This window comes from Bdellovibrio sp. MYbb2, assembly GCF_056175685.1.
In genome coordinates, this window is record NZ_JBJKJI010000003.1 from 271,705 (window position 1) to 295,539 (window position 23,835).

General features: G+C 50.2%; 24 protein-coding genes and 1 tRNA gene. 11 read left to right on the forward strand and 14 right to left on the reverse strand.

What is annotated here, in order from left to right; translation table 11 throughout:
- Nucleotides 1–23 precede the first annotated feature (23 nt).
- From AC04MQ_RS15265 to AC04MQ_RS15275, 3 genes are read right to left on the reverse strand one after another with little or no spacing between them, the layout of a single operon-like run.
- Entirely contained in the window at nucleotides 24–335 is a 312-nt protein-coding gene (locus AC04MQ_RS15265; protein ID WP_015091142.1) for a KH domain-containing protein, read from the reverse strand.
- A gap of 5 nt (nucleotides 336–340) precedes the next feature.
- Entirely contained in the window at nucleotides 341–1,246 is a 906-nt protein-coding gene (locus AC04MQ_RS15270) for an alpha/beta hydrolase-fold protein (protein WP_041577602.1), read from the reverse strand.
- A gap of 48 nt (nucleotides 1,247–1,294) precedes the next feature.
- Nucleotides 1,295–1,693, reverse strand: coding sequence for a hypothetical protein (locus tag AC04MQ_RS15275; RefSeq protein WP_475392490.1), 399 nt, complete (start codon nucleotides 1,691–1,693; stop codon nucleotides 1,295–1,297).
- 151 nt (nucleotides 1,694–1,844) lie between these two features.
- Here AC04MQ_RS15275 and AC04MQ_RS15280 point away from each other — a divergent pair, with 151 nt between their 5' ends.
- On the forward strand, nucleotides 1,845–2,546 hold the full coding sequence (locus AC04MQ_RS15280; protein ID WP_015091145.1) for a hypothetical protein: 702 nt from the start codon (nucleotides 1,845–1,847) through the stop codon (nucleotides 2,544–2,546).
- 83 nt (nucleotides 2,547–2,629) lie between these two features.
- Here the strand turns inward: AC04MQ_RS15280 and AC04MQ_RS15285 are convergent, their stop codons facing one another.
- The gene (locus AC04MQ_RS15285) at nucleotides 2,630–5,554 is read right to left on the reverse strand and encodes a M28 family peptidase (protein ID WP_475392491.1); all 2,925 of its coding nucleotides are present in this window, start codon (nucleotides 5,552–5,554) and stop codon (nucleotides 2,630–2,632) included.
- Between the two features lie 63 nt (nucleotides 5,555–5,617).
- Here AC04MQ_RS15285 and AC04MQ_RS15290 point away from each other — a divergent pair, with 63 nt between their 5' ends.
- Nucleotides 5,618–6,247: a hypothetical protein gene (locus AC04MQ_RS15290; RefSeq protein WP_475392492.1), complete on the forward strand. Its 630-nt coding sequence runs from the start codon at nucleotides 5,618–5,620 to the stop codon at nucleotides 6,245–6,247.
- Here AC04MQ_RS15290 and AC04MQ_RS15295 read toward each other — a convergent pair.
- Complete coding sequence (locus tag AC04MQ_RS15295; protein WP_015091148.1) at nucleotides 6,244–6,681, reverse strand: hypothetical protein; 438 nt, start codon at nucleotides 6,679–6,681, stop codon at nucleotides 6,244–6,246. The two genes, AC04MQ_RS15290 and AC04MQ_RS15295, sit on opposite strands and share 4 nt — an antisense overlap.
- A 65-nt stretch (nucleotides 6,682–6,746) precedes the next feature.
- On the opposite strand from AC04MQ_RS15295, the gene AC04MQ_RS15300 reads away from it, so the two are divergent.
- Nucleotides 6,747–7,913, forward strand: a complete 1,167-nt coding sequence (locus AC04MQ_RS15300) for a class I SAM-dependent RNA methyltransferase (protein WP_475392493.1) — start codon at nucleotides 6,747–6,749, stop codon at nucleotides 7,911–7,913.
- On the opposite strand, the gene AC04MQ_RS15305 is transcribed toward AC04MQ_RS15300, so the two are convergent.
- The 3 genes from AC04MQ_RS15305 to AC04MQ_RS15315 all read right to left on the reverse strand — a co-directional run bounded on the left by AC04MQ_RS15305 (nucleotide 7,890) and on the right by AC04MQ_RS15315 (nucleotide 11,159).
- The gene (locus AC04MQ_RS15305) at nucleotides 7,890–8,459 is read right to left on the reverse strand and encodes an RDD family protein (protein WP_235046080.1); all 570 of its coding nucleotides are present in this window, start codon (nucleotides 8,457–8,459) and stop codon (nucleotides 7,890–7,892) included. The two genes, AC04MQ_RS15300 and AC04MQ_RS15305, sit on opposite strands and share 24 nt — an antisense overlap.
- Before the next feature lie 78 nt (nucleotides 8,460–8,537).
- Nucleotides 8,538–10,361, reverse strand: coding sequence for a hypothetical protein (locus tag AC04MQ_RS15310; RefSeq protein WP_235046081.1), 1,824 nt, complete (start codon nucleotides 10,359–10,361; stop codon nucleotides 8,538–8,540).
- A gap of 63 nt (nucleotides 10,362–10,424) precedes the next feature.
- Nucleotides 10,425–11,159: a PilZ domain-containing protein gene (locus AC04MQ_RS15315; protein WP_475392494.1), complete on the reverse strand. Its 735-nt coding sequence runs from the start codon at nucleotides 11,157–11,159 to the stop codon at nucleotides 10,425–10,427.
- A gap of 73 nt (nucleotides 11,160–11,232) precedes the next feature.
- Here AC04MQ_RS15315 and AC04MQ_RS15320 point away from each other — a divergent pair, with 73 nt between their 5' ends.
- A complete protein-coding gene (locus AC04MQ_RS15320; protein WP_475392495.1) occupies nucleotides 11,233–12,204 on the forward strand; it encodes a hypothetical protein in 972 nt (323 codons plus the stop codon).
- 70 nt (nucleotides 12,205–12,274) lie between these two features.
- On the opposite strand, the gene AC04MQ_RS15325 is transcribed toward AC04MQ_RS15320, so the two are convergent.
- Nucleotides 12,275–12,889, reverse strand: coding sequence for a L,D-transpeptidase family protein (locus AC04MQ_RS15325; protein WP_475392496.1), 615 nt, complete (start codon nucleotides 12,887–12,889; stop codon nucleotides 12,275–12,277).
- Nucleotides 12,890–13,047: 158 nt separating this feature from the next.
- Nucleotides 13,048–14,616: a hypothetical protein gene (locus tag AC04MQ_RS15330; RefSeq protein ID WP_475392497.1), complete on the reverse strand. Its 1,569-nt coding sequence runs from the start codon at nucleotides 14,614–14,616 to the stop codon at nucleotides 13,048–13,050.
- 111 nt (nucleotides 14,617–14,727) lie between these two features.
- On the opposite strand from AC04MQ_RS15330, the gene AC04MQ_RS15335 reads away from it, so the two are divergent.
- Nucleotides 14,728–15,783 (forward strand): mechanosensitive ion channel family protein, encoded by a 1,056-nt coding sequence (locus AC04MQ_RS15335; RefSeq protein ID WP_011164511.1) that lies wholly within the window; start codon nucleotides 14,728–14,730, stop codon nucleotides 15,781–15,783.
- Nucleotides 15,767–16,546, forward strand: coding sequence for a tRNA 2-thiocytidine(32) synthetase TtcA (gene ttcA, locus AC04MQ_RS15340; RefSeq protein WP_011164512.1), 780 nt, complete (start codon nucleotides 15,767–15,769; stop codon nucleotides 16,544–16,546). The genes AC04MQ_RS15335 and ttcA overlap by 17 nt, the downstream gene beginning before the upstream one ends.
- On the opposite strand, the gene AC04MQ_RS15345 is transcribed toward ttcA, so the two are convergent.
- Both AC04MQ_RS15345 and AC04MQ_RS15350 read right to left on the reverse strand, forming a co-directional pair.
- Nucleotides 16,543–17,019 (reverse strand): YcnI family protein, encoded by a 477-nt coding sequence (locus tag AC04MQ_RS15345; RefSeq protein ID WP_011164513.1) that lies wholly within the window; start codon nucleotides 17,017–17,019, stop codon nucleotides 16,543–16,545. The genes ttcA and AC04MQ_RS15345 overlap by 4 nt on opposite strands.
- Before the next feature lie 81 nt (nucleotides 17,020–17,100).
- Complete coding sequence (locus AC04MQ_RS15350; protein WP_038451872.1) at nucleotides 17,101–17,712, reverse strand: glutathione S-transferase family protein; 612 nt, start codon at nucleotides 17,710–17,712, stop codon at nucleotides 17,101–17,103.
- A gap of 131 nt (nucleotides 17,713–17,843) precedes the next feature.
- Between AC04MQ_RS15350 and AC04MQ_RS15355 the strand changes: the two genes are divergently transcribed.
- A tRNA-Val gene (locus AC04MQ_RS15355) sits at nucleotides 17,844–17,919 on the forward strand.
- Nucleotides 17,920–18,034: 115 nt separating this feature from the next.
- Nucleotides 18,035–18,835: a M48 family metallopeptidase gene (locus AC04MQ_RS15360; RefSeq protein WP_231839119.1), complete on the forward strand. Its 801-nt coding sequence runs from the start codon at nucleotides 18,035–18,037 to the stop codon at nucleotides 18,833–18,835.
- A 2-nt stretch (nucleotides 18,836–18,837) separates the two neighbouring features.
- Here the strand turns inward: AC04MQ_RS15360 and AC04MQ_RS15365 are convergent, their stop codons facing one another.
- A complete protein-coding gene (locus AC04MQ_RS15365) occupies nucleotides 18,838–19,233 on the reverse strand; it encodes a hypothetical protein (RefSeq protein ID WP_080701375.1) in 396 nt (131 codons plus the stop codon).
- Between the two features lie 124 nt (nucleotides 19,234–19,357).
- Nucleotides 19,358–20,641: an acetyl-CoA C-acetyltransferase gene (locus tag AC04MQ_RS15370; RefSeq protein WP_475392498.1), complete on the reverse strand. Its 1,284-nt coding sequence runs from the start codon at nucleotides 20,639–20,641 to the stop codon at nucleotides 19,358–19,360.
- 125 nt (nucleotides 20,642–20,766) lie between these two features.
- Between AC04MQ_RS15370 and AC04MQ_RS15375 the strand changes: the two genes are divergently transcribed.
- The 3 genes from AC04MQ_RS15375 to AC04MQ_RS15385 all read left to right on the forward strand — a co-directional run bounded on the left by AC04MQ_RS15375 (nucleotide 20,767) and on the right by AC04MQ_RS15385 (nucleotide 23,818).
- Nucleotides 20,767–21,321, forward strand: coding sequence for a TetR/AcrR family transcriptional regulator (locus AC04MQ_RS15375; protein WP_011164518.1), 555 nt, complete (start codon nucleotides 20,767–20,769; stop codon nucleotides 21,319–21,321).
- A gap of 200 nt (nucleotides 21,322–21,521) precedes the next feature.
- The gene (locus AC04MQ_RS15380) at nucleotides 21,522–23,420 is read left to right on the forward strand and encodes a lipoprotein N-acyltransferase Lnb domain-containing protein (RefSeq protein ID WP_475392499.1); all 1,899 of its coding nucleotides are present in this window, start codon (nucleotides 21,522–21,524) and stop codon (nucleotides 23,418–23,420) included.
- Nucleotides 23,420–23,818 (forward strand): hypothetical protein, encoded by a 399-nt coding sequence (locus AC04MQ_RS15385; RefSeq protein WP_038449303.1) that lies wholly within the window; start codon nucleotides 23,420–23,422, stop codon nucleotides 23,816–23,818. The genes AC04MQ_RS15380 and AC04MQ_RS15385 overlap by 1 nt, the downstream gene beginning before the upstream one ends.
- Nucleotides 23,819–23,835 lie beyond the last annotated feature (17 nt).

Sequence of the window (23,835 nt, forward strand, 5' to 3'; positions counted from 1 at the left end):
AACTCAAGAAGATTGAGTTTATTCTAAACCGGAATTTCCACGATCGAACGAATTCCCGTGCGGGCTGTCATAGCGTGAACCACAGCACGCAAACCCATGATGGTCTTGCCTTGAGTGCCAATGACCTGACCCAGGTTTTCTTTGGCACAATTCACCCGGTACACGGTGGTCTTGGGTCCCACATAGGTGCTGACCGTCACTGTGTCGGGGTGATCCACCAGCAGGCGCACCATGTGCTCGATCAGCTGACGGATTTCCTCGCGATACTTTTCCTGGTCAATATCTGCGCCTTTGACTTTACGTTCTTCATACTTAAAGGCTTCGATGTCGTTCATAGAACCTAATCCCCCATGATGAAATTGGCTGTGCCTATACGCTTAAAGTTGCAATGCGGTCCCGGGACTGGCACCCAGCTAAACAGGAAGGAAAACGCCTGGGCCCCTTTTATAAAGGCGGCCGAGCCCTCCTGAAATCCATAACCGTCATTGCGCCCGATGGAAACATAGAACCTAGGTTTTTTACCCTTGGGATATCTGCTGATCAGCCTGAGCGGATCGTGATTGTCCCAGTCCTTTTTATCCACGAACACGGATTGCGAAATACGCTGCATTTTTTCAACCTGACAACGAAGGGCCCCGGTGCGCCGGATGTAAGCGTCGATTTCGCGATCGCTGGCAAAAGGACTGATCGTCGCAAGTGCCGGACACAACAAAGCCACTTTGGAAAACATCCCCGGATTTTTCAGGGATATTTCCGCGGCATTGAATCCCCCCATGGACTGGCCGATGATGTGGCGCTGTCCACCTTTCAAACCCCCGACTTTTTTCTCCACAAAGGGCATGATCACCCGGGTGAAGGCCGGCAACAGAGGATATCGTTTGTTGTTAACCAAGAGCCACTGGGGGCCGAATGAAACCGAAATGATCCGAGGGCGATAACCGCGAAGCTCCCACCAGTCCTGTATGGTCCGGGTTCCCAAAAACTGGCGATGCCAGGTTTTCTCAGAACCGTTCAGTCCATGAAAGAAATAGACGATGTCGTTGTTGTTCGCGCTGTCTGGATCCCGGTAACAATACTTAAACCGGACGCCCTGCAATTCTTCCGAATCACAAATAAACCGTCCGCGACCAAATTCGGTTTCCGGGACATCTGCTTCTGCAAGCATATAATCGTCGGACACTTCATCATAGCCTTGAGCCCATAGTGAAACGCACAGAAGGAGAAAAGCTAGAGTCAACCTCTTCATAGACCCCCCTCTACACAGAGAAAAGGGTCCCTTGAGGCCTATGAAAAATCAATTTGCAATATCGAAATCTTCGCGGACTCTGTGCTTAGACACGAGAACTTGTTCGCCCGTGTTCAAACAGCGCAGATAGAAATGATTAAAGCCCCTGTTGGTTACCACAAAACGGCGGGGTTGAGCGGGAGATATCTTTTTGGCAAGAACTGATCCCACATCCAGAGTTTCATATTTACTTAAAAGTTTCCCAGCCACACGCGCACGCAGAACGTGGAGCAAAATGGCACCACAGACCAACACAAACGCCGCACCCAGCGCCACCACCCAATGAACTTTTTCATCCATCAGCCACGTGAACGACACGGGCGCCATCACTGAAAGAAACACCAGGCCGCCGGTCAGAAAGCGTTCTTGTCTTTGATATTTTTTGAATTCTTCCACAAAAGAGGACATGTGCAGGAAACCTCGCTCCTCAAAGAGACCCTTATACAATCACAATCGGTTAGTACAGATCGAGTCCAGATTCTGTTATTTTCCTTGCCGCTCTGCCTCCCCAGCTGACAGCCTGTTTTGACTGGGTTCTGCTTACAACAAAGAGGTGCACATGAAATTACTTTTGAACGTTCTTCTTCTTTCCACCGTTGGATCGGCTTCCGCAATGGCTTTCGACTCCCAGGCAGTTTGTCAGGATATCGTTGAGAGACGTGGCAGCATCCAAGTCCAGATGATTTCTTCCAGTGATGGCGACAACTGCTATGTCTCTGTCCATAACCGCAAGGCACAAGGTCTGGTTTACCGTGACTATCTGTTCACGGCTGATGGCGAACTGATGGTCTTTAACTCTTTGGGTTATGGCGATGAGTCCTCGACCACAGGAGCCCGTGAATTCTTTCTGTTCCCACGTATTAATCCGGTTCCCACATTTGAATGGAATGACGAAACCCGCCGCCTGACGGTGACTACTGTCAATGGCAACAAAGCTTCTTTCGACTATGAAGACGCCGAACTGGTTGAAATGACGGGCGCAGAAGTCAAAAGAGCTGCAGCTATCCGTCCGGACAACCGTGGTGGCGTTGAAATCAACAAGTATCAGGGTTTGAAATTGGATTCCGGCTTTAAACTGGGTTCTGCACCCACAGCCGTTTCCGGGAACAGCTCTGTTTTCACCGATAAAAACGGTAAAACCTGCAGCGTAAAGAACTATGATCTTTTCAAATACACGTCTGACGGGGATGTGCGCTTTAAGTTCTCTGACAATGGTCTGAGAACTTTCCTGAAAAGCCGCTGTTCTTCACTGACTTTCTAAATCACTCCGCTTGAAGCGCTAAATCGCTTCGCATGAAAAACTAAAAAGCCAGTCGGTGTTCCAGACTGGCTTTTTTTTATTTTCTATTCTTTCAGCTTCGGAGTGATCTTCAGCTCCAACGGTTTGCCATCACGAAGAATCTTCATAATGGTCTCTTGATTGGGTTTTACCGATTGAAGCGTATAAACATAGTCATACAGGTTTTCAATCTTGGTTCCACCGAACTCAGTGATGATATCCTTGTCTTTCAATCCGGCTTTTTCAGCAGGGCTGTCTTTGGATGCTCCAGAGATACGCACCCCTTTGACACCTTCCTGGGAATAATCCGGAACCGTGCCCAGATAAACACGGAAACTGCGGCCTTCCAGACGGTTCTGGGCGCTGGCCACTTTCACGTATTTGACCATTGGAAGCTTCGTATCAACCAAAAGGTCCGTCAGGCTTCTTACGGCCGTCAGAACACGGGCAACACCTTCATAGTTTACCAATTCAGGAATGTCGCGCGGACTGTGGTATTCAGCGTGGGACCCGGTGAAGAAGTTCGCCGTGGGAACTCCAGCCAGATAAAACGCCAAAGAATCCGTCGGCAGATAAGGGTCCTCTTGAACAATCATCGGAACCGCACTGCGCACACCCACTTCTTCCGCCAGACGGGTCCAGTTGTCTGCAGATCCCAAACCTTGAACAAAGACGCGATCTTTGAATCGACCGATCATGTCCATGTTGATATAGGAGGTAATATTATGTTTCGCCATATTTTTGGTGAAATGGGACGAACCCAGATTTCCCAGCTCTTCGCCGGACCAGATGCCGAAATAGATATTCTTTTGCAACAGACCTGGTTTGGAAGCTTTCAGGTTCGCATAGTAATGCGCAAGCTCCATCACACCGGCCACACCTGAAGCATTGTCATCCGCACCCACATGGGCTTTACCAGCATCACCAGTCTTCGCCAAGCTGCTGCCGAACTGACCGTGCCCCAGATGATCCCCATGGGCGCCAATCATCACCGCAGAATTGCTACCAGCTGCCGTCAGCTTCGCAACAACATTGATGCCTTGAGCTTTCTGGAACTGCAAATCCACCTGAGCCTTGATATACGCCGAAGGAATCACAAAACCTTCAAGCATTTCGCCTTTATCCAGTTTCATCTGCAGCTTGATCATGTCCTGACCGGCATAACGAATCATTTCCTGAGCTGCTGATGTCGACAGGCGCAAAACACCCAGCGTGCTTTCAGACAATGAGCCTTCGAATTTGATCTTGCCGAATTTTTCAGGCAAACCGCTTTCAGGTCCGTTAGTCACAATAATACCAACAGCCCCTTCATTTTTCGCCACAGTCACTTTGTGCTGCAAACGAGAATACAGATTCAGATAATGACGACGTTGCGGCGAAATATTTGCTGGCAAATCCGTCAGCACCATCACCCACTTGCCTTTAACATCCAGACCTTTGTAAGAATTGTATTCAGCTTCTTTGTCACTGGCCGGAGCTTTAATACCATAGCCCGCAAACACCACCGGCGCTTCACGGAAGTCTCCGGTTTTAGAGAATGACACCGGTTCAAAATCCCGGGAAACGGTGTATTTCTTTTTGAATGAACCCACCACTTCAAGTGAGTTCGCAGCACCCAGACCCACACCTGAAGTAAATTCGAAGGTTTCAAAGAACGACCCATTCGGACCTGCCCCTGTCAAACCCCAGGACTTCAAGAGTTGCGTGAGCTTTTCAGTATAAAGCTTTTCTTCCCCCGTGCCGGTGCCACGTCCTTGAAGTTCCGGGGAGGCCAGATAGTAAACCCATTTCTTGATGTCTTCGACTTTCACTTCCGGAGTCAAAGAACCCGCGGCCGGATCCTGAGCAGCAAGTCCCAGAAGCTTTCTGGCCTGAGCGTCGTCCCATTTCGCAATAAAGATCTGCGAATCCCCTTTTTCATTTCGGTGGGTCCAGGACAAACTGTTACCATCCGGCGTGAACACCGGAAGACCGTCAAAGCCATCATCCGACGTCACACGCACCGGCGCTTTTTTGCCTTCCGCATCGACGATGAAAAGTTCAAAGTTGTGATATCCCAGAACGCTGGAGCCAAAAATGATGTAATCCCCTGATGGATGAAAGTACGGCGCCCAGGACATGGACTTCAACTTGGTGACTTGTTTCTGGTCTGAACCATCCACATTCATGGTGAAGATTTCAGCCGTGGATCCATTCGGGGAGAATCGGCGCCAGGTGATTTTCCTGCCATCCGCACTGAAGAACGGACCGCCATCATAACCCTTGGAATCAGTCAGACGCTTCACTTGGGTGCCATCAGCTTTCATGATGTAGATATCCATCATGTAGGAAGGGTCCTGTTCAAAAAGCTTCTTGTCCTCCCCTTCCAGCTTTTCGGTGTAACCGGCACGGTTGGAGGCAAAGGCGATCCATTGCCCATCCGGGGAATAAGACCCTTCGGCGTCATAGCCTTTTTCACGGGTCAGACGCTGGATGTTTTTGCCATTCAGATCAGAACTGAAGATGTCGTAGTTATCATCAAAGCTCCAGGAATAACGGGCTTTGACCGCTTTTTTGCGGTTGTCATATTCTTCCTGGGTTTTCTTTTTCGTTTCCGGATCCAGATGGGTCGAGGAATAAAGCACCTTCTTCATGGAAGGGTGAATCCAGCCACAGGTGGTTTTGCCATGCCCCGGGGAAACGCGGGTCGTGTCCCCACTGATCAGATCCAGAATGTACATCTGATAGAATGGATTTCCCGGCTCACGCTCACTTTGAAAGATCATCTTTTTTCCGTCCGGACTGAAATAACCTTCACCTGACTTAGGGCCGGTGAAGGTCAGTTGGCGGGCTTCACCCACCAATGTGTGAGGCTCATTGGAAAAGGCACCGGAAGCGGCAGTCTCAGATTTGGAAACAGAGGACTTGGTGTCCTTCACCTGGCACGCCACCAGGCCGGAAATTAGCGAGAAAATGCAGGCACTTGTAAGAAGAACTTTCACTTTTTTCATAGTCTGTGTAGGCTAAAAGCAGGACCATCTTAAGTCAAACCCAAGCGAAGAAAAGAGAAACTCATGCGCCGCACGTTTCACTTGGCTCTCATTTCCCTTTCACTGACCGCCTGCGCCACCTCATCACCGTATAAACTTTCAAGCCTGAGCTATTCTGAACAAGAGCTTAAGCCGAAAGCCACGCGCGGGATTGCTTCCGTCGAGCATAAAGAAAAGTCCTATCTGTCTTTGGATCTGCCTTATGCGGCCTTTGAAAAAATGCGCGTTGAGGTGGAAAAAAACCAAAGCGTGCAACTTCAGCATCGCGGCGAAGCGCACATCACGGTGATTTCACCGGTCGAATTCACGAAACTAAAAAAGAAGATTTCAATGAAAGAAATCAACGCCCTGGCTGAGCGCATGGACATGACTAAAAGCCCTTATCACTTGCTGTGCGTGGGTAAAGGGGCGGTGAAGGAAGATTCTACCTATTACGCGGTGGTGGAATCAGACCGCCTGTTCCAGATCAGAAAAGCCGTGCACGTTCTTTACACGCAAAAAGGCGGCAAAGCCGAAGACTTCAATCCTGAACAGTACTATCCGCATGTGACATTGGGTTTTACGAAGAAGGATCTGCACCTGGAAGATGGTGTGATCAAGGACGCAAGTTCTTGTATCTATTCCCTGCGCCCGTCTGAATCAGTGAAAAACTAGTAAGTGCTTGAAAGAGCTTTGTCCAAGCCCTGAGTTGTTCCGGCACCAGGGCCCAGCCACAACGTGGTTTCTTCCATCAAAGATCCATCTGAAAACTTGCAGACATTGAACGTCTGGCCGTCAGTGTCTTTGCCTTGAAAAACTTCCGCATCGAAAGATCCGCAGATTCCGCCGCGAGCCGAAGAGGCATTGCGGTTTTTGTAGGCCAATACAGCCTCCGGAGTCGCCGATTTGGATTTAAACTGGAAAAGAGCCTCAGCTCCCACCGCAGATTCACCAAAGAAACACATGGAGTATTCCTCAGAACCCGCTTTTAGAACCCAGAACTGCCCCGCCTCAATACGACAAGCACGCATCCAAGGGTTGTTGTTGGCAGCAAAGGAGGAAACTCCCGCAAAGATGATCATGCCAGCAAGCAATAAAATTCTCACCATTCCCCCATTAGTTTTGATAAGATAGGTTTTTCTTATAACAGCGAAATTGCCGGGGCAAGTACTCAATGCCGAACTTTCAGAAATTCGAAACCTTTGACAAACTGACCACTGTGCCTTGTCCCTACGCCCCGGACTGTGGCGGCTGTCAGCATATCGGAGTGCCTTACGGCGATCAGGCTCAAAACAAAATAAACGACCTTTCAGGATTATTTACGGCCGCATCGGTCGCGTTTCCACAGCCCCTCAAAGTTCTTTCCGCCGGCCCCGGGCATTTACGGGACCGTCTGGATTTCAGCCTTCAGGACGGCCGTTTGGGTCTTTACCGCACGGATCGTCATGAAATTCTCGATATCGAAGTCTGCGCCCAGCTCAGCCCCGCATTGCAAGAATGGCTCTCGGACTTTAGAAAGATTCAGTGGCCCTTTAAGCGCGGATCCTTCCGACTTCGCATCGGACCGGCCGGACAGCGCGGACTGTGGATCGATCTGGCCAACGTGGATATCAAAACCCTTTTGGATGAACAGAGCATCCTGCGTTCTTTGCAACAGCAGGCTTTTGTGGAAATCGGTCAGCGTCGCAAAGTTCCGGTTTGGACTGGTCACGAGTTTAAATTGCGCGATCCCGAGCACCACGTGTGGTTCCAGTCCTGGATGAATGACATTCCGGTGAATCTTTACTGTCAGGTGGCGAGCTTCACTCAACCCAGCCACACCGCCAACAGGATCATCTGCGATGTGATTTATGACTGGGTGAAACGCTATAAGGCCCAGCGCCTGATCGAGTTCGGTTCTGGCATCGGAAACCTAACATTCCCGGCTTTGGCGGGGGCGGAAAGCATTCTGGCGTGTGAAATCGACGAACTGTCGCTGCAAGGCCTGGAGCGGTCTTTAAACGAGCTTCCCCAAAGCCTTTCCCACCTGAAGAATCGCGTGACTATATATCGCGGGGACTTCCAGAAAAAACTGACTCAGGATTTTTCGCAGTTTGATGGTGTACTGGCGAATCCACCAAGATCCGGCCTGATGGGCTTTTTGAATCCGCTAAAAAACCTTGCGCCTGAACAGCGGCCCGAGTTCTTTATTTATATGTCCTGTTATCCTGAATCCATGGCCCGCGATCTGGTGACTTTGCAGGAATGCGGATACCGCATGCAAGAGGCCTATATCGTCGACCAGTTCCCGCAAACGGATCACTATGAGGTTTTGGGATTACTTCAAAGAGAAAAGGCGTAAGCCTGAAAGCGCACCGGCCAGATCTTTTCCGGCCAACAACGAAAGCAGCGGCAAGGTCACAATTCCGGTGACCAAAATCAAAGAGCTGCGCAAAGCCACGCGGAAGATATAACTGATTTGCAGACGCTCATGCGGCTGCCCCAAGCGCAGATCACACGCCCATTCACCGATGGTAGAACCCATCACACTGCGAACGGTGATCATATACACCCAGGCAAACATCACAAAAACTTCTGCAAAGAAGGTCAGTTGATTTTGACTGTGAAACAAGTGCTGCATAAGCGCACCCACCGGTGTTTTCACGATCATTGAAAACATCAGCATGAACACACAACTGACCGCAACCAGAATCAAAGCATCAATGAACGACGCCAACCACGACCACAACGCAAGTTTATAACCCTTGCGACGCGCCGACGGCCCGCCATGAAAACCGGTTCCCTGTTCAAAACTCAGATCTCGACGATCCCTGAACAAGCCGTTCACGCGTGACGGAGCCGGTGTTGCCGGCCCACGACGACGCGGGGTTGGACCCCTTAACGGCACAGGGGCTTCCCTTTTCTGGGGAGCCCGCTGTGGAATGTTTTTCTCTTGATGCTTGTCGATATTCACTTTTTAAGTTTCCTAACGAACCCCACCCGCACGGATGGAAGTGTCAGTTGTTGTTCCGCCCTCGGAATCCGGAGTCGGAGGAGGCACCACCACGACCGGCACACACACGTTGTTGATCAACTGGTTCGGAGCCGGGCACGGAGCCGTTGGAGGCGGATCAATGACCGGAGTCGTCACCGTTGTCGTTGCTGTCGGCTCTGGTTCTGGAGCAGGTGCTGGTGGCACGTACTCTGGAGACTTGGAGTCAGACTTGGATTTCTTGCTGAACAACCACCAGAATGCACCCAGGGCCAACAAACCGATACCCACTGGGATGATCCAGTTTTTATTACGGCACCAGAAACCACAGCTGTCGTCTTTGCCGACTTCTGTTTTACCACCTGGCAGATCACCCTCGCCACCAGCTTCGATCACTAGACAGCTTGGACGAGATTCACTTTCACTTGGTTCGCTTTCTTTGGTTCCTTCAGGGCACACGCAGCCTTTGCCGCCTTCACCAGAAACGGAACCTGGTTTTTGCACAGAGCAATCACCAGCGATTGGCCCCGGAGGAGCCGGAGGCTCTGGAGCCACCACGAAGGACTGCAGGGAGAATGCACGAGTTTTAATCTCGTTACACGCAGACGCCTGGTCATCACGTTGTTGAGCAATTTTTTGCAAAGGCAACTGACCACACTCTGCCACCGCAGAGTTGATGAAGTTTTGCAGGTCACCCAGGTAAGCAGAAATTTGATTGTACTGCTCTTGAGAGATCTTGCCTTCTTCATTCAACACCAGATTGATGTCCTGGCCTTTTACTTTTTTAAGGTAGGATTCAATGATACGTTTTTTATCCTCGCCCTCGGATTTCACATCACCGGTGCGCAGGGGGGATTTACCGTTACAAACGCGGGTTGCGTACTTCACTTCAGAACGGGACACGCAATGAGGTGCACCGTTGGCACTGAATCCGTAAACCATCGGATTACAGGACACACCGTTGTTCAAACAAGTGGCGCTGTTAACTTCCATTTTGTTTTTCAGATCGATCGCACCCTGCTTGCTGCCGCCGCAGGAGTTATTCTCACCATAAATAGACAAATAACCTGCCACGATACATGGCTTGCCTACCAGACCCGCTGCTTCAGCGTCTTCCCCGAACAGGAAGGAAGCAGCCCACTCATGACGCTTGTTGATTTCATTCAACGCCTGAGCACCATAAACAGTGGAATAGACTTTTTGAGCAGATTCAAGTGCCGCACGCATGCGCACGAAGTATTCCGCTTTCTGACGCGGAGTCAGACGCGTGTATTCTTTGTAAGTCAGTACAAAGTTTTTGCTTAGAGGTTTTTGTTTGCCCGTTTTCAGGGACTTGGCAACAACCGGATCCAGCTTCGCCATTTTACCTGCGATAGCGTTGAAGTTGTTATAGTTCATCAGTTCTTTACGCTTGAAGTTGACGCCGTTTACTTTCAGTGGATTTTCATCATCACCAGTGAAAGTCAAAGTGGATGTCTGACCAGCATGAGTCAAAGTCAAACGCACTTGTTCTTTACCGTCGGCACCTTTGTAAGTGGACGCTTCCACGGCCGGCATCATTTCATGACGATTCAGCTCAACCCATTGATCCATCTGCTTTTGCAGTTTGTGTGGATAAACGTGGCGAACCATGCGGTAGAATTCACCGACGGTCATTTTCTTTGTCGTGAGCCCTGTTTCTTTCAGGTATTGATTGATCAGCTTCTTCTGATCCTGTGCCGCCGCACCTTGCGCGACTGGCGCCATGCACATCGTGAACGCCGACGCGCTGGCTGCAAGACTTTTCATCAATGACTTCGGTTTCAACTTCCATCTCATAACGACCTCATGCTTTTGAGTCTTTTCGGTACACATTCTAAAAAACTTAAAAAGAACCCGGACTTAACTTAACTTTTCTGTGGCTGTCTCAATCTGAGACCGGAGCCACTCTTGCAAATACACCCGGTCTCGCTCTGTAAGCTCTTTAAACTTCAGGCGAAGCACATTATCGCGATATTCCACGACTCGACTTTTGACCTTCATATTACGAATGTCCGGGAAAATCACATCCACGAAACGCAATCCTTGGGACCCCTCAAGATCCCGTTGCAGGCGCACCCGGGCCCCGCTGATCGAAATGGATTCAGTGACGCCATCAAAGATGTCCTGAGCCACCACGTTCACCGGAGTGCGGAAATCATAGCGGGATGCTGCCGGAAACAACCACTGCGCGCGGCGATCCAGATAAGGGAAGCGGAAATAAAACGCCAATAGCAAAACAAAGGCTGTGATTAAGCAGGACATGAAAAGCTGTCCGTGAACCAACAGGCCACTATCAGAAAACTCTCCATTACCCCAGCGGTACAAGTTAATGAAAAGCACCAGCATCAGTGTGCCGATAGCCAGGGTCCATGTCGCCTTATGAGCGCGCAAAAGCAAAACCCCGGTCAGAAGCAAAAGCCCCAGCCACATCCAATCCAAATTTGAAACTGATTGTGCGAAAGAGACAAAACTGTTTTGTGAATTGACATATTCAGAGCTTACAAAACTGATCAGAAGATTTCCCAATGGAGCCAGAATAAAAAGAATCGCCATCAGGTACATTCCCGTTGGCCTTTTTAGCTGTTCTTCCCCCATGAAACCTCCTCAAGTATGTTAAACGATAGCAACTTGACGGGGCATCAATTCTTGCGGTCTCTGGACCTTAGTTATGACAAAAACAGCAAAACAAATCCTCATTTTATTGGTGTCCCTTTTATCAACTCAAAGCTTTGCCGCCCCGGCCGGGAAAATCTCGGACTCCCTGGTGGAAAACCTGGCCTGCGACCGGCTTTCGACAGATGAAATCTATCGCCGCATCCGCCCCGAATCTTTAGGAAGCAGCTATCACAACCTGTCGGTAAACTGGCCGTTTTCAGCCGGGCTTTATGATCTGGCAGCGTGCTGGTCCTTGTCGCGCACGCAGCGCCTGTTCTTTTATCTGTCGCGCTGGAATCAGAACAGTGATCCAACGCCTCTGCAGACCACGGAAATCCTGGACATGGTGCGCGGCAGTCGCCCGTATGCTTCAGGCAACGGATTGAAAGAAACGGCATTGAGCGAATTCAAAATCTTCAGCCAAAAAGATTCCCAGTGGCGCACCAACACGCCGTTGTGGTCGCAGATGCAGTATGGTTTTTCCCAGAAATTTTCAAACGGCAAAACAATGTACCGCGCATGGAAGCATGAAATTGAACACTATCAAAAAGAACGCTTTCATGAATTTGCAAAAAATCTGAAATTCGTTATTGGAGATGACGCCCGCAGTGGTCGCAAGAACCGCCAGACCCGTGATGTGCTTTTAAGAAACCTTGAATCCCACCGTCTGACTTTGCTTTTGTTGCGCCCCACCCGCACCGCCCAGCACGTCGTGGTGGCCAAGTCCTTTGAAATGAAAAGCAACGGACGAATTGAAGTCCGTGTGTATGATTCCAATCAGCCCCTGCGGGATCAGATCGTGGTTTTTGATGGTCGCGAAGACGACTTCTATGCGCCGGACATCGTGCGCGGACTGCCTCGGGTGAAAAACGCCAACGACGCCATCGGTGTGTTTATTGTGGATGAATACGAACGAAGCCTTGTCGACGCGGCCTTGTTGAAACACTATAAGAAAGCCTGCTCCGCCGACCGGAACGTAAGCTGAAGCAGAAATAAAAAAAGCCACCTGATAAGGGTGGCTTTTTTCTTTTGAAACGTACCGAAACATTTGAAATTTAGTTGCCGGACATTTTGCAGATTTCAACCAGAGTCTTTTCTTTAACTAGAGAATAAATCTCTTCGATCTCCGGGTTAGTCACGGCCACACACCCTTGGGTCCAGTTCATCGGATGGATCAAACCCACCGCCTGGCCTTTGCGTTCTTCTGAAGGCAGACCGTGGATCATAATATCGCCACCTGCAGACTTGCCTTGAGCTTTTGCGAACTCTGTATCCGCTTTATTCGGATAGGAAACATGCAAAGCCTTTGTGTATTGACTTTGAGGATTTTTATAGTCGATAGAGTACAAGCCTTCCGGCGTCTTGTTGTCACCCTCGAACTGTTTGTGACCGACAGGGTTTCTGCCGAAGGCCACCGGGTACACTTTCAACAAGGTGTCACCAGAGATCAGATAAAGCTCTTTACGGTCTTTAGAGACCACAATTCTTTCCACTTTCAGCTCTTCCGCCTGAAGACGGTCCACGCTTTCACGGCTGCGATCCAAAAGCTTATCGACCTGGGAAATGTCTTCGCAATAGCGGAAAGACTTATCCAGCGCCTTGGAACCGGCAGCAAAAGAGTTTGTAGCAAACAGACTTAGAGCAATAAGGGGAAGCAATGTCTTTTTCATGACGAGAGTTATATCACACTCACCATTCATTCACATCCACCCGTAAAAGATATTTTTTTGTAATGAATTTTCAGTCGTAAAAACCAAATAAAAAGGTCCCCGTGATTTTCACGGAGACCCCTATTGTCACTCTGTCAAAAAGTTATTCATCGCGCTGATTAGCGGCGCAAGCTGGAGCAGGAAGAAATACAAGCCTCTCGGGCCATTTTCACTCGTGGAGCCATACAGTCCGCCGTGCCCTTGTGGCGAATCACCGACAACGTACCCACATTCGGAGTATAAGTCTTGTTGTTCACCTTCGCCAGACACGCATAGTAAGCGTACTTTTCCAGACCCGTCTGCATTTTCGCACTGGTTGGCAGATACACACGAGCATCAAAGAAGTTAATACCCACGCCACCCACATTCGGAGAGCTCTGCGCAACAGTAAAATCAAAACCGCTGGATTTGATTTTCGAGCAGTCGCTTTCTGTTTTCGCAGAAGCAATACCGAATGGATCTGAACCCGCTTTATCAATCAACAGAACGTGACCATAAACTGCCACGATGTCACCGGCTTTCAGTGACGTCGCTGGTGTCACAGAGATTTTGCTTAAACAAGTCAGACCGTTGTTCTGAGGCTCAACATAAGAGCTGGAACCCCACGCCCACGAATCCGACGCTTTCAAAGCCCGCCCGGATTTCAAACGAAGACCCGCCGTCGCCATTGAAGTATAGACGTAACCAGAGCAGTCAATACCCAGAACCTTGGTGCCATCACCGTTGTTCTTAAACATATCGATCGGGGAATCAGCTGCGGTCGTGCCGTAAGGCTTGCCGCCGTAATCGTAAATCAAAGGATTGCTCTTCACACTGAAGCAACCTTCACCATATCCTGACACACCCTTGATATAAGGATGGGTCGCCTGAACCTTGGAAAGGCTGGCAATCTCACGCTTGCTGCCCACACCATCTGAATGCTTACCCACGATAGAGATACCCGAGATGGTCTCGGTCTGCGCATTCAGATCCGGCAAAACCACGCTTTGGCAGGTCTGATAAGAAGTCGCAAAGGCCCAACGGGCGCCAAATACGGACAAAGACTCCCCGGCACTCAAGGCCTGGGCTTTATGATATTCATAATCACGATTCGGTTCTGGCGTCGGTTCAACCACATTGCCGGTCCCTGAGCTGGATCCAGAATCCGTGTCGGTGCTGCCGGAACCAGTGCCGGTGCCCGCGGTGGAGTTGTCACCCGCTGGACAGCTCAGTTCGAAGCTGTCCACGGTCTTTGAAAGCTGAGTGAAATTGCCACGCACTTTATCCTGCATGTAGCTTCTGAAGACCGTGGAACGGTCCCCAACGTCAATCGCCGACAGAAGCATCAAAAGCTGTTCCGGTGTCTCTACACGCTCACCCTTGGGAGCTTCCTCAAGCAAGGATACAACCAGCTTGTCCAGCTGGGCTTGCAGCTTTGCCTGATCTTCACTTGTCATGCCTGGGTTTTCAGCAGCCAGCTTTTGCACCTGATCGCGCATGGCCTGCTTCAGTGTTTCGGAAGCCGGGATCTCTTTTTGCTCAATCAGATAGGCCTTCAGACCGTCCCAGAGCTTCATCTCGAGCTTGTTGTCTTTGCAGGCAATGTCATTCCCCACCTGCGAAGCGATATTGTTCATGGCCTCATACCCTTGCGGTGCGCAGGCCGTCATCATCATCCCTAAGATCAAAACCATTCCATGTGTTTTCATAGGGAACTTATCGGCAGGCTGACTTGGACAGATTACACTCGGAATGAATTTTAGACTCGACTAGACTAAAAATTAGTCACTATAATCAAAGTTCACGAAGGACATATCAGCATGGCAGAAAAGTTTATCAAAATTCAGGCACTCTATGGACTCCTTGAACTTGAGCCTTTCATACTTTTGGGGGCGCTGATTGCCATCACCTGGATCTTTTATAAGTTCTTCCTGAAGGAAGCTTCCGATGAAAGACATCGCAGCATCCGCAATCATTTCCGCACGTTGCTTCGCCACTATGTGATTTTGGCCTTTTTGTTTTTGCTCTTTATTTTCATGCAGACCTCGGAACCCCAGATCGGACGTTTTGCCAAGTTCATCCCTTATGTCGCCTTCCTGACTTTTATTTGGGGGAACGTGGTGTTTGTGAAAACATCCCGTCTGATCGTCCTGCAGTACCTGTTCCTGGGGTCGATGAAGCACGGTGTTCCGCTGCTTCTGGTGAACATTTTCTCTCTGATCCTGTCGATCGTTTTGGTGTTCTGGGGCATCACTCATGTGTTTGGCCTGGAGGTCGGACCGCTGCTGGCGACGTCGGCGGCGGCCTCGGTGATTCTGGGTCTGGCGCTGCAGGACACTTTGGGAAATCTGTTTGCGGGTATTTCTTTGCAGCTGGATCGCAACTTTGAAATCGGCGACTGGCTGGAAATCACGAGCGGTATTCAGAAAGCCACCGGCCAGGTGCGCGAGATCACCTGGCGCTCCACCACGCTGGTGGGTTTTTCAGATGAGCTGATCACCTTCCCGAACCGTTTTATGGCCAATGCTCAGATTTCAAACTTCTCCCCGCCGGACAACCCTATCGTCCGTCGCCAGATCTTCCGCCTGGCATTTGGGCAGAATATTGAACTGGCCAAACAGATTCTGGAGCGCACCGTTGCTGGAGTCGGCGAAATCCGAGGCATTCCGGCACCTTGGGCCTATGTCAGTGACACCAACGAACACTGGGTGGAAGTCAAAATCATCTACTTCATTGATAACTACGGCTCTCAATTTAACATTGGCGACAAGGTTTATGTGCGTGGGATTGAGGCGCTGAAGGCTCAGGGCATCAAATTAGCTCGACAAGTGGTTGAGCTTTCGGATACAAACCAAGGCCATGAAATCAGCCGTTAATTTTGAACTTCCCCTGGCGGTAAAAATCCGCAAACAGATCGTGCAGGCCTTGAACGACTTCAACATGATTGAAGACGGCGACAAGGTCATGGTCTGCGTTTCCGGCGGCAAAGATTCCAGTGTATTGCTGGCCCTGCTGACCGAAATCCAAAGACGCTCTGAGCGCAAATTCCAAATCGAAGCTGCCATCCTGGATCAAAAACAACCCGGCTTTGATGTGTCCAAATTCAAAGTTTGGGTGGAAAGCCTGGGCGTGCCTTTTCATATCGTTGAAAAAGACACTTATTCCATCGTGAAAGAAAAAGTTCAGGGCGGAACGTTCTGCTCCCTTTGCTCGCGTCTGCGCCGTGCGATTCTTTATGATTTTGCGCACGCCAACGGCTTTACCAAACTGGCGCTGGGTCATCACCGCGATGACGTCGTTCACACGGCCTTGCTGAACATGTTCTATGTCGGCACCACGGCGGCCATGCCACCAAAACTGAAATCTGACGACGAACGCAACATTCTGGTCCGCCCGCTGTGCTATGTTTCTGAAAGAGATATCGAAGAGCTGGCCGCCGAATGGGCCTTCCCGGTGATCCCGTGCAATCTGTGCGGATCCCAGGACGGACTGAAACGTCAGCGTATCAAGAAGCTTGTTCGAGACCTCGAAAAAGAGATCCCGAACATCTATGCCTCCATCCAGACTTCCATGACGAATATCAAACCAAGTCAGCTGATGGATCAGGATTTGTGGGACTTTAAGAACCTCAAGACCTAGTGGCCCGAGGCTCCTGCGGTGACTTTCAAGCTTGCCGCCGGAGCAGCCAGTTCGTGTTCGTCCTGGCCTGGCGCCGGGATATCAAACCAGTCAATCTGACCTTTTTCACAGACCTGCGACACTTTGAAATACAAGATTGAATTCGCCGGGGCTGTGATTTTTGCACGAATCACAAATTCATCGTAAAACGCATCCGGCAGATTTCCGCCGCTAAATTTCACTGCCGTGGCAACACCGTTATTGTCGGTTTCCACCGCCACATCCCAGCCTGGTTTCGGCATGGGTTTAGGCGTGGTGAAGCCCTTGGGCAAATGCACCGTCAGAGACGTGGTGGCTGTGGCATCACAGCCATGAGGAACGCGCACAACAGCCTTGTAATAGCTGCCAGCAGCGGCTTGAGGGTTTTCCAGGGACACATGGGCCAGGGCTTGAGAGCCCAGTAACAAAGACAGAACAGGGATCATTTTAAGCACAAAGGCCTCCTTGATGGATCGATTTTTAATCCACTTCAAGAAAGCCCACAATGCAGCAAACAGTTGCGTGAAAAAAGCCCCTTAGGCCATGGCCTTTTGGACTGCAGGGCGCGCTCCCACCAGCTCGGCCCAGCGCTTAACTGCCGGCTTGTCTTCAAACCAGCCCGGCTGGGCGTGAATAAAGCCTGCCACCCAAGGATAGGTCACCATGTCGGCAATGGTGTACCCCTCGCCGGACAGATATTTGTTCCCGGAAAGTTGGATTTCCATAACTCCCACCAGGCGGCGCGCCTCTTTTTCAAAACGCTCAATAAAACCGGGATTGGGTGGAGTCAGCGTGTTCAGCCCATAGTAGTAATTGCCAAAGATGGGACCAATGGCCGACATCTGAAACATCACCCATTGCATTGTGCGGGTCTTTTCCGGCAGAGACTCGCCCAAAAACTGTCCATGTTTTTCAGCCAGATAATAAAGAATAGCACCACTTTCAAAAACCGTGGTTTTACCTTCCGGCCCCTTGTTGTCGATGATTGTCGGAATCTTCCCGTTGGGGTTCATTGCCAGGAACTCAGGCTTTTTCTGCTCCAGATCTTTCAGGTTCACCTTGTGCAGGTTATAGGGAAGACCCAGCTCTTCCAAGATGATGGTCACCTTTCGGCCGTTGGGGGTGGAAGCGGTGTAAAAATCGATCATAAAAGAACTCCTTAGCTGGAAGATCCCCAGTTTAAACCTGCTTTCCTTAAAACGGGACCCCTGACCCCCCGCATCCATGATTGCTGGACCCCACTTCTTGGGATACATTTTTATCTCTTTATACCACACGTGCGGATATAGCGTAGTTGGTAGCGCGCTTCCTTGACATGGAAGAGGTCACTGGTTCAAGTCCAGTTATTCGCACCAATTTTCCCTTTCTGTTTTCAAGCAAATCCAAGTCAGATCACAAAGCGTTTCAACAAACAAAAGCCTTTGCGGCGGCAGATTGATTTTTGCAAGTTTCCTGCGCTATCTTAGTTTCATGAAAACATTGAGACTTATCGCCCTGCTAATGACTTCCATGCTTATCAGTTGCTCCACTCTGGCACCGAAAGTGAACGAGTCGGATATCAACGCCGAAGCCGCGAAGGCCTATGCTGAAATCAAAGCCAAATCCAAAATCTCCACCAACAAAGAATGGACCGCGATGGTTCAGCGTGTGGCCGATCGTATCGCCAAGGCCTCTGGTGAAAACTTCCAGTGGGAAGTCGTTTTGATCGACAGCCCCGAGGTCAACGCCTGGTGCATGCCTGGCGGAAAGATGGCGGTTTATACCGGCATCATGCCCGTGCTGAAAACCGAAGGGGCACTGGCGGCGGTGATGGGTCATGAAGTGGCTCACGCAACTTTGCGCCACGGGATGGAAGGTTATATTCGCGCAAAACAACAAAGTTATGCGGGGATCCTGATTGCGGGCGCCACCGTCGTGGGTGGACAGCTGCTGTGTAAAACCGAAGAGTGCCGTAAATGGAGCGCCCTGGGCGGAGTCGCGGCAGGTTTTGCCCTGACATTCCTGGAAAGAAAGTTCAGCCGCGGGGATGAAACATCTGCAGATAAAAAAGGTCAGATCTATATGGCCAAGGCCGGGTACGACCCGAAAGAATCTTTAGTGCTGTGGGATCGCATGAACGCCGCCAAACAAGGCGCGGCCCCACCGGAGTTTATTTCCACGCACCCGTCTGATCAGACCCGTAAGAACAATCTAAAAAGCTGGCTGCCGGAAGCTGAAGCTGCTTACGCCCAGTCACCAAGCAAATACGGTCTGGGCGCAGCGATCAAGTAATCCTACCTACAGGACGCGGTGAAGATCACATCCTTTGCCGCGAACTGAACATCATAACGATCTTCAGACTTGTTATGTTTCATCACCAGACGACCCGCCTCCAGATAAGCGCCACCGAAAGTGTCCTGTAAATCACTGACTGACACCAACGCATCCAAATGCCCTGCTGCCAAAGACTGACTTAAAGAAGAATTATCAAATGATGAATTCGTGTAGGATGTTTTGCTTTCGCCGTCCATTGAATAAACCGTCACCGTCAGACGCTCATTCCGCCCCTCAAGGGATTCCACGCGAATATCCATATCGGCAATATCACCCATACGACAGATCATGGTGGTGTCCGCAAACGCAGCCGCGGAAAGTAAACTGATCAGAATAAAAAGGGACAGATTCATCATATATTTCTCCTGCATTGTGTGAAGGCCAGGGAATATAGACAAAGCTGTCGGAAAGATCGAGTTAGGAGATTTTAATAAAGGTGGTCCGGGCAGTGGGAGGTCCTGCCCGAAAGAGAAACAATTACTATCTTTCAATGATCGCAGCCACACCCATACCACCCGCGGTACAGATGGAGATCAAGCCACGGCCGGAACCTTTTTGCGCCAGCATCTTGGCAAGACTGGCTACGATTCTTCCGCCGGTTGCCGCAAATGGATGTCCCAAAGCCAGACTTCCGCCTTTGACGTTCATTTTAGAACGATCAATGGAACCCAGTGCTTTGCTCCAGCCCAGTTGCGTGCGGCAGTATTCTTCGTCTTCCCAGGCTTTCAAAGTGCAAAGAACCTGACCAGCAAAAGCTTCGTGAATTTCATAGAAATCAAAATCCTGCAAAGTCAGATTGTTACGACGAAGCAGATTCGCCACTGCGCGAGTCGGCGCCATCAAAAGACCTTCGCCTTTTACAAAGTCCACCGCAGCATAATCTGCATCGACAAAGTAGGCCAGCACGGGAAGGTTTTTCTCTTTGGCAAACTCTTCACTGCCCAACAAAACTGCGGACGCACCATCCGTCAGTGGAGTGCTGTTTCCCGCGGTCAATGTGCCGGTGCCATTGAAATCAAAGGCCGGCTTCAGCTTTGCCAATTTTTCCAGGGTCGTGTCCGGACGAACAAAGATGTCCTGTTTCAGACCTTTGAAATCAAACACCAAGTCTTTATAGAAACCTTCGGCATAAGCTTTGGCGGCATTCTGATGACTGTGATACGCCAGTTCATCCTGCGCCTCGCGCGTGATCATCCAGTCTTTCACCATCATCTCAGTGTGATCACCCATGGACTTGCCAGTGCGTGGCTCCTGCACGTTCGGGAAACGTGGCTTTAGATACTGAAGTTTTAGTTCGGCGAACTTTTTCAGACGGCCGCCCAGAGTCTTTTCTTTTTGTGCTTCCATCATGATCCAGGAAAATTCATGCGGTAAAACACCGGCGATATCACTGTTGGTATCAGTCCCGCCACCGATTCCGCTTTCGATCTGGCCCGAGGCGATCTTCAAAGCAATTTGTGCGACCGTCTCAAGACCCGTGCCGCACGCGCGTTGTACGTCATAACCTGGCGTGTGCGGATCAAGTCCTGCCCCCAAAACCGTTTCCCGGGCCAGACTCCAGTCCGAGGCGTTTTTCATCACCGCCCCCAAAGACACATCCCCCAGAAGGGCCCCGCGAAGCTGGGTCTTGTCGACCAGATCACGCACGGTGGCTGTCATCAACTCACGATTGGAGGTGCGTGAATAATTCGTGAAGGATTTTGTGAACGGAGTTCTGGAGCCGGCCAGGATGGCGACGGGTCTCATGGTTTTACGGTTGCTCATATCTACCTGTCCTGTTCTGGTACCTATTCTGGTTACCTGCAGTTATTCTGCTTGATACCTACCTACTGATAGGTAGATAATATCCCTGTTGGAGCCCGAATGCAAGGGCTGAAAAGGAATAGAGTATGGACACTAGAACTCGCGCCCTGGACCTGGGACGCCATTATCTGCAAACCCTGGGCTTTAATGGCTTCAGCTTTCAAACAGTCGCCGATGCCCTGGGGATCCGCAAAGCCAGTCTGCATTACTATTTCGCCTCAAAAGAAGACCTGGGCATGGCCCTGATTGAGGAATACCAAAAGTCTTATGCCGACTGGGCCGTAAAAAGAGAGCATCTCTCTGCAGAAGAAAAAATGGAACAACTGATCCAGATGTTTGTCAAAATCGGGGCCGATCACAAAATCTGTCCCGGAGGCGTTTTGTGCGCGGACTTTGGCAGCGTTTCAAATCCGATGAAGAAAAAACTGCTGCAGTTTCATCTGGGACAAAAAGCCTGGCTGGTTCGCACTCTCAAACAAGGCATTCAGGAAAAAACTTTCCGAAAAAATCTGCCTGTGGAAGAAACCGCCGATCTGATTCAAGCCAGCATTCAAGGAGGCCTGCAGGTGGCGCGCATTCGCGGTGAAATGAAAAGCTTCAAGACTTTGGGAAAGACACTGATTCAGAACCTTAAAGCTTGAGCAAACTCAGCAGTCCGTAGGACTCTCTCTCTACGCCCTGCTCCGCAAATCACCTATCATTTCCTCTTAGTAATTCCATAATTTACAAAACTTTTGTTACCACCCCTTGGCACCCCCTTTGCTCTAAGGGCACTGCTTGTGTGTTTTGGAGTCATTGTGCGACCAGCCCACTTCCGTGGACTTTAAGGAATGGTATTCATATGAAATACAGATCTATTACAGCTCTGGGCCTAGTGTTTTTCGCAACGATCTGCTCGAGTGCTGCGTCATTGAACGCCGACTCCGAGGTCAATACGACACTGATCCGGGAATTCCTTTCAAAAACGGAAATGCGCCTGCCACCACAAGTGATCAAGTTCGTGGGGCCGCAGACAGTGGACTTTAAAGACATGGGCGCGCTGCCTGGGGATCTTTGCAGCAAGGATGTGAACTATAAAGATCTGGTTAAAAGCAGCGTTCTGAAATTCCGCAAGCGCATCTATTTGCACAAAGGACTTTTGCCTTACTTGAACGGATCCAAATCCCCCTGCGGAAACAACAGCATTCATAACATCGCAGCTCGTGCATTGATCTTTGAAGTTTCCCGCCTGTATGACCGCTCGGACAAACACTGGGACAATGCCACCGACAAGGCCGCGCTCTCCAGTTGTGAATTTCAGCATGACACCGATCGCCAGAACGGCAATCTGTTTCCGATCTGCCAATACTATCTGAAAAGCTCTTACCGCGTTTCCGGATCCCCGTCTTACAAGAATCTTTCTGACTTTAAGGGGAACCGCATTCAAAGCAAAAACGAACTGCCTGTGCGTGTGGGAAATATCAACGAGCTGGATTCGCCGGACGAACACTTTGCTTACAACTTCACCCAGTTTTTGACGGATCCCAGCTATCAATGCCGTAAACCTTCTTTCCACACTTACTTCCAGCGCCTGACAGGTTTTGTCCCTTTTACAGCCGACAGCTGCGCCTCCGTCACTCATCTTTACACCAGCACCGGCGCATGGAAGATCGACATCGATCCGGCCAAAGTTTACGAAGTGCATTTCCTTTTTGCCTCGAAAGGTGAAGAAATGATGAGTCGCTGGGGGCATTCGATGCTGCGTCTGGTGGTGTGCGCCCCCACACGAAAAACCGTGGGACCCGAGTGCCTGGCGGATGTGGCTTTCCATGTGGTGTTAAGCTATCGCGCCAACATTGATGATGTGATTGTGAATTACTGGGACGGTCTGACTGGAAAATATCCTTCCCAGATCATGACCTTTGCCATGAGTGAAGTGATTGATGAATACACCCGCGGTCAATGGCGTGATCTGATCAGTCTGCCGCTGAAAATATCTGCCACAGAAAAGAAAATTCTGGTGGAAAGCGCCCTGGAACATTACTGGAGCTATGCCGGAGACTACAAATTCCTTTCCAACAACTGCGCATCCGAAACAGACCAGTTGATGCGTTCGGCTTTGCCGAAAAATCATTCGTATCAGGATACGTTTGCGGCAAGTCCTCTGGGCGTGTATCGCAATCTGAAATTGCACAATCTGGTGGATGAAAGTCTTTTGAATGACGAAAAGGACGCCAAACGCAAAGGCTACTTTTTCCCAAGCCAGAAAGAATCCCTGGACAGGGCCTTTAATCACATGCGCCCGTACTTCCTGGGCTATCGTGATTTGCCCGAGTGGGCAGAGCATTCCAAAGCCTTTGAGCGCAACAAAGTCTATCAAACTCTTGAGACCTTCGAACATATCGGCAACGCCTACATCCTGGAAAAATACGCCAATCTGGTACAGCAAGGTCTGCAGGGAAAACTGATCGCCCGCCTGCTTCAAGGTGACAACCGCGAATCCGCATTCGTGCAGGTGATTGCCGGCATCAATCAGGCTTCACAAAACCGTCTGCCTTGGAAATTGGCCCAAGGCGGTTATGGTGTGCCTGTGGCGGCAGAAGTGGTTTCTGATGAAGAAGTCAACTTGCGCCTGCAAGATGGCATCAAATGGGGTGGCGCTTACAAAGAATTGGTAATGAAAAAGTTCCCGGGCATCGACCAGGAACTTGTTGGAATTAAACAGAACCTAGAACTACTAACAAACCGCAGGAGGTTTTAATGAAAAAACTAGTACTGGTCTCTTTGTTGATCATGGGTATCGGCATGGAATCCGCAATGGCTCGCCCTCACCACAGACCGCGCCCCGAGCACGGCCGTGGCCACGGTGGTCATCATGGTCACAGCGATTTCGGTGATGGAGTCCTGGCGGGCTTGCTGCTTTCCACATCGGCTCTATTCCTGAGCGACATCACAGCCAACCATTCTCAGGCAGTTTATCTGCACGCCGATCAGGACGCGGCAACCTTCCTTGCTGAAGGTGGCGAGCCGACTCCGGCTTTGGCTCAGGCCATGAACTATGAGCGGGATTTCCTGGCACGTGCGCAAGTGGAAGCTTCCGCTGAACTTTCTGATCAGGAAGTGGCTTATTTGGTCATGAGAAGAGCTGAAAGCCTGTAATACAGATTTTTACTTCG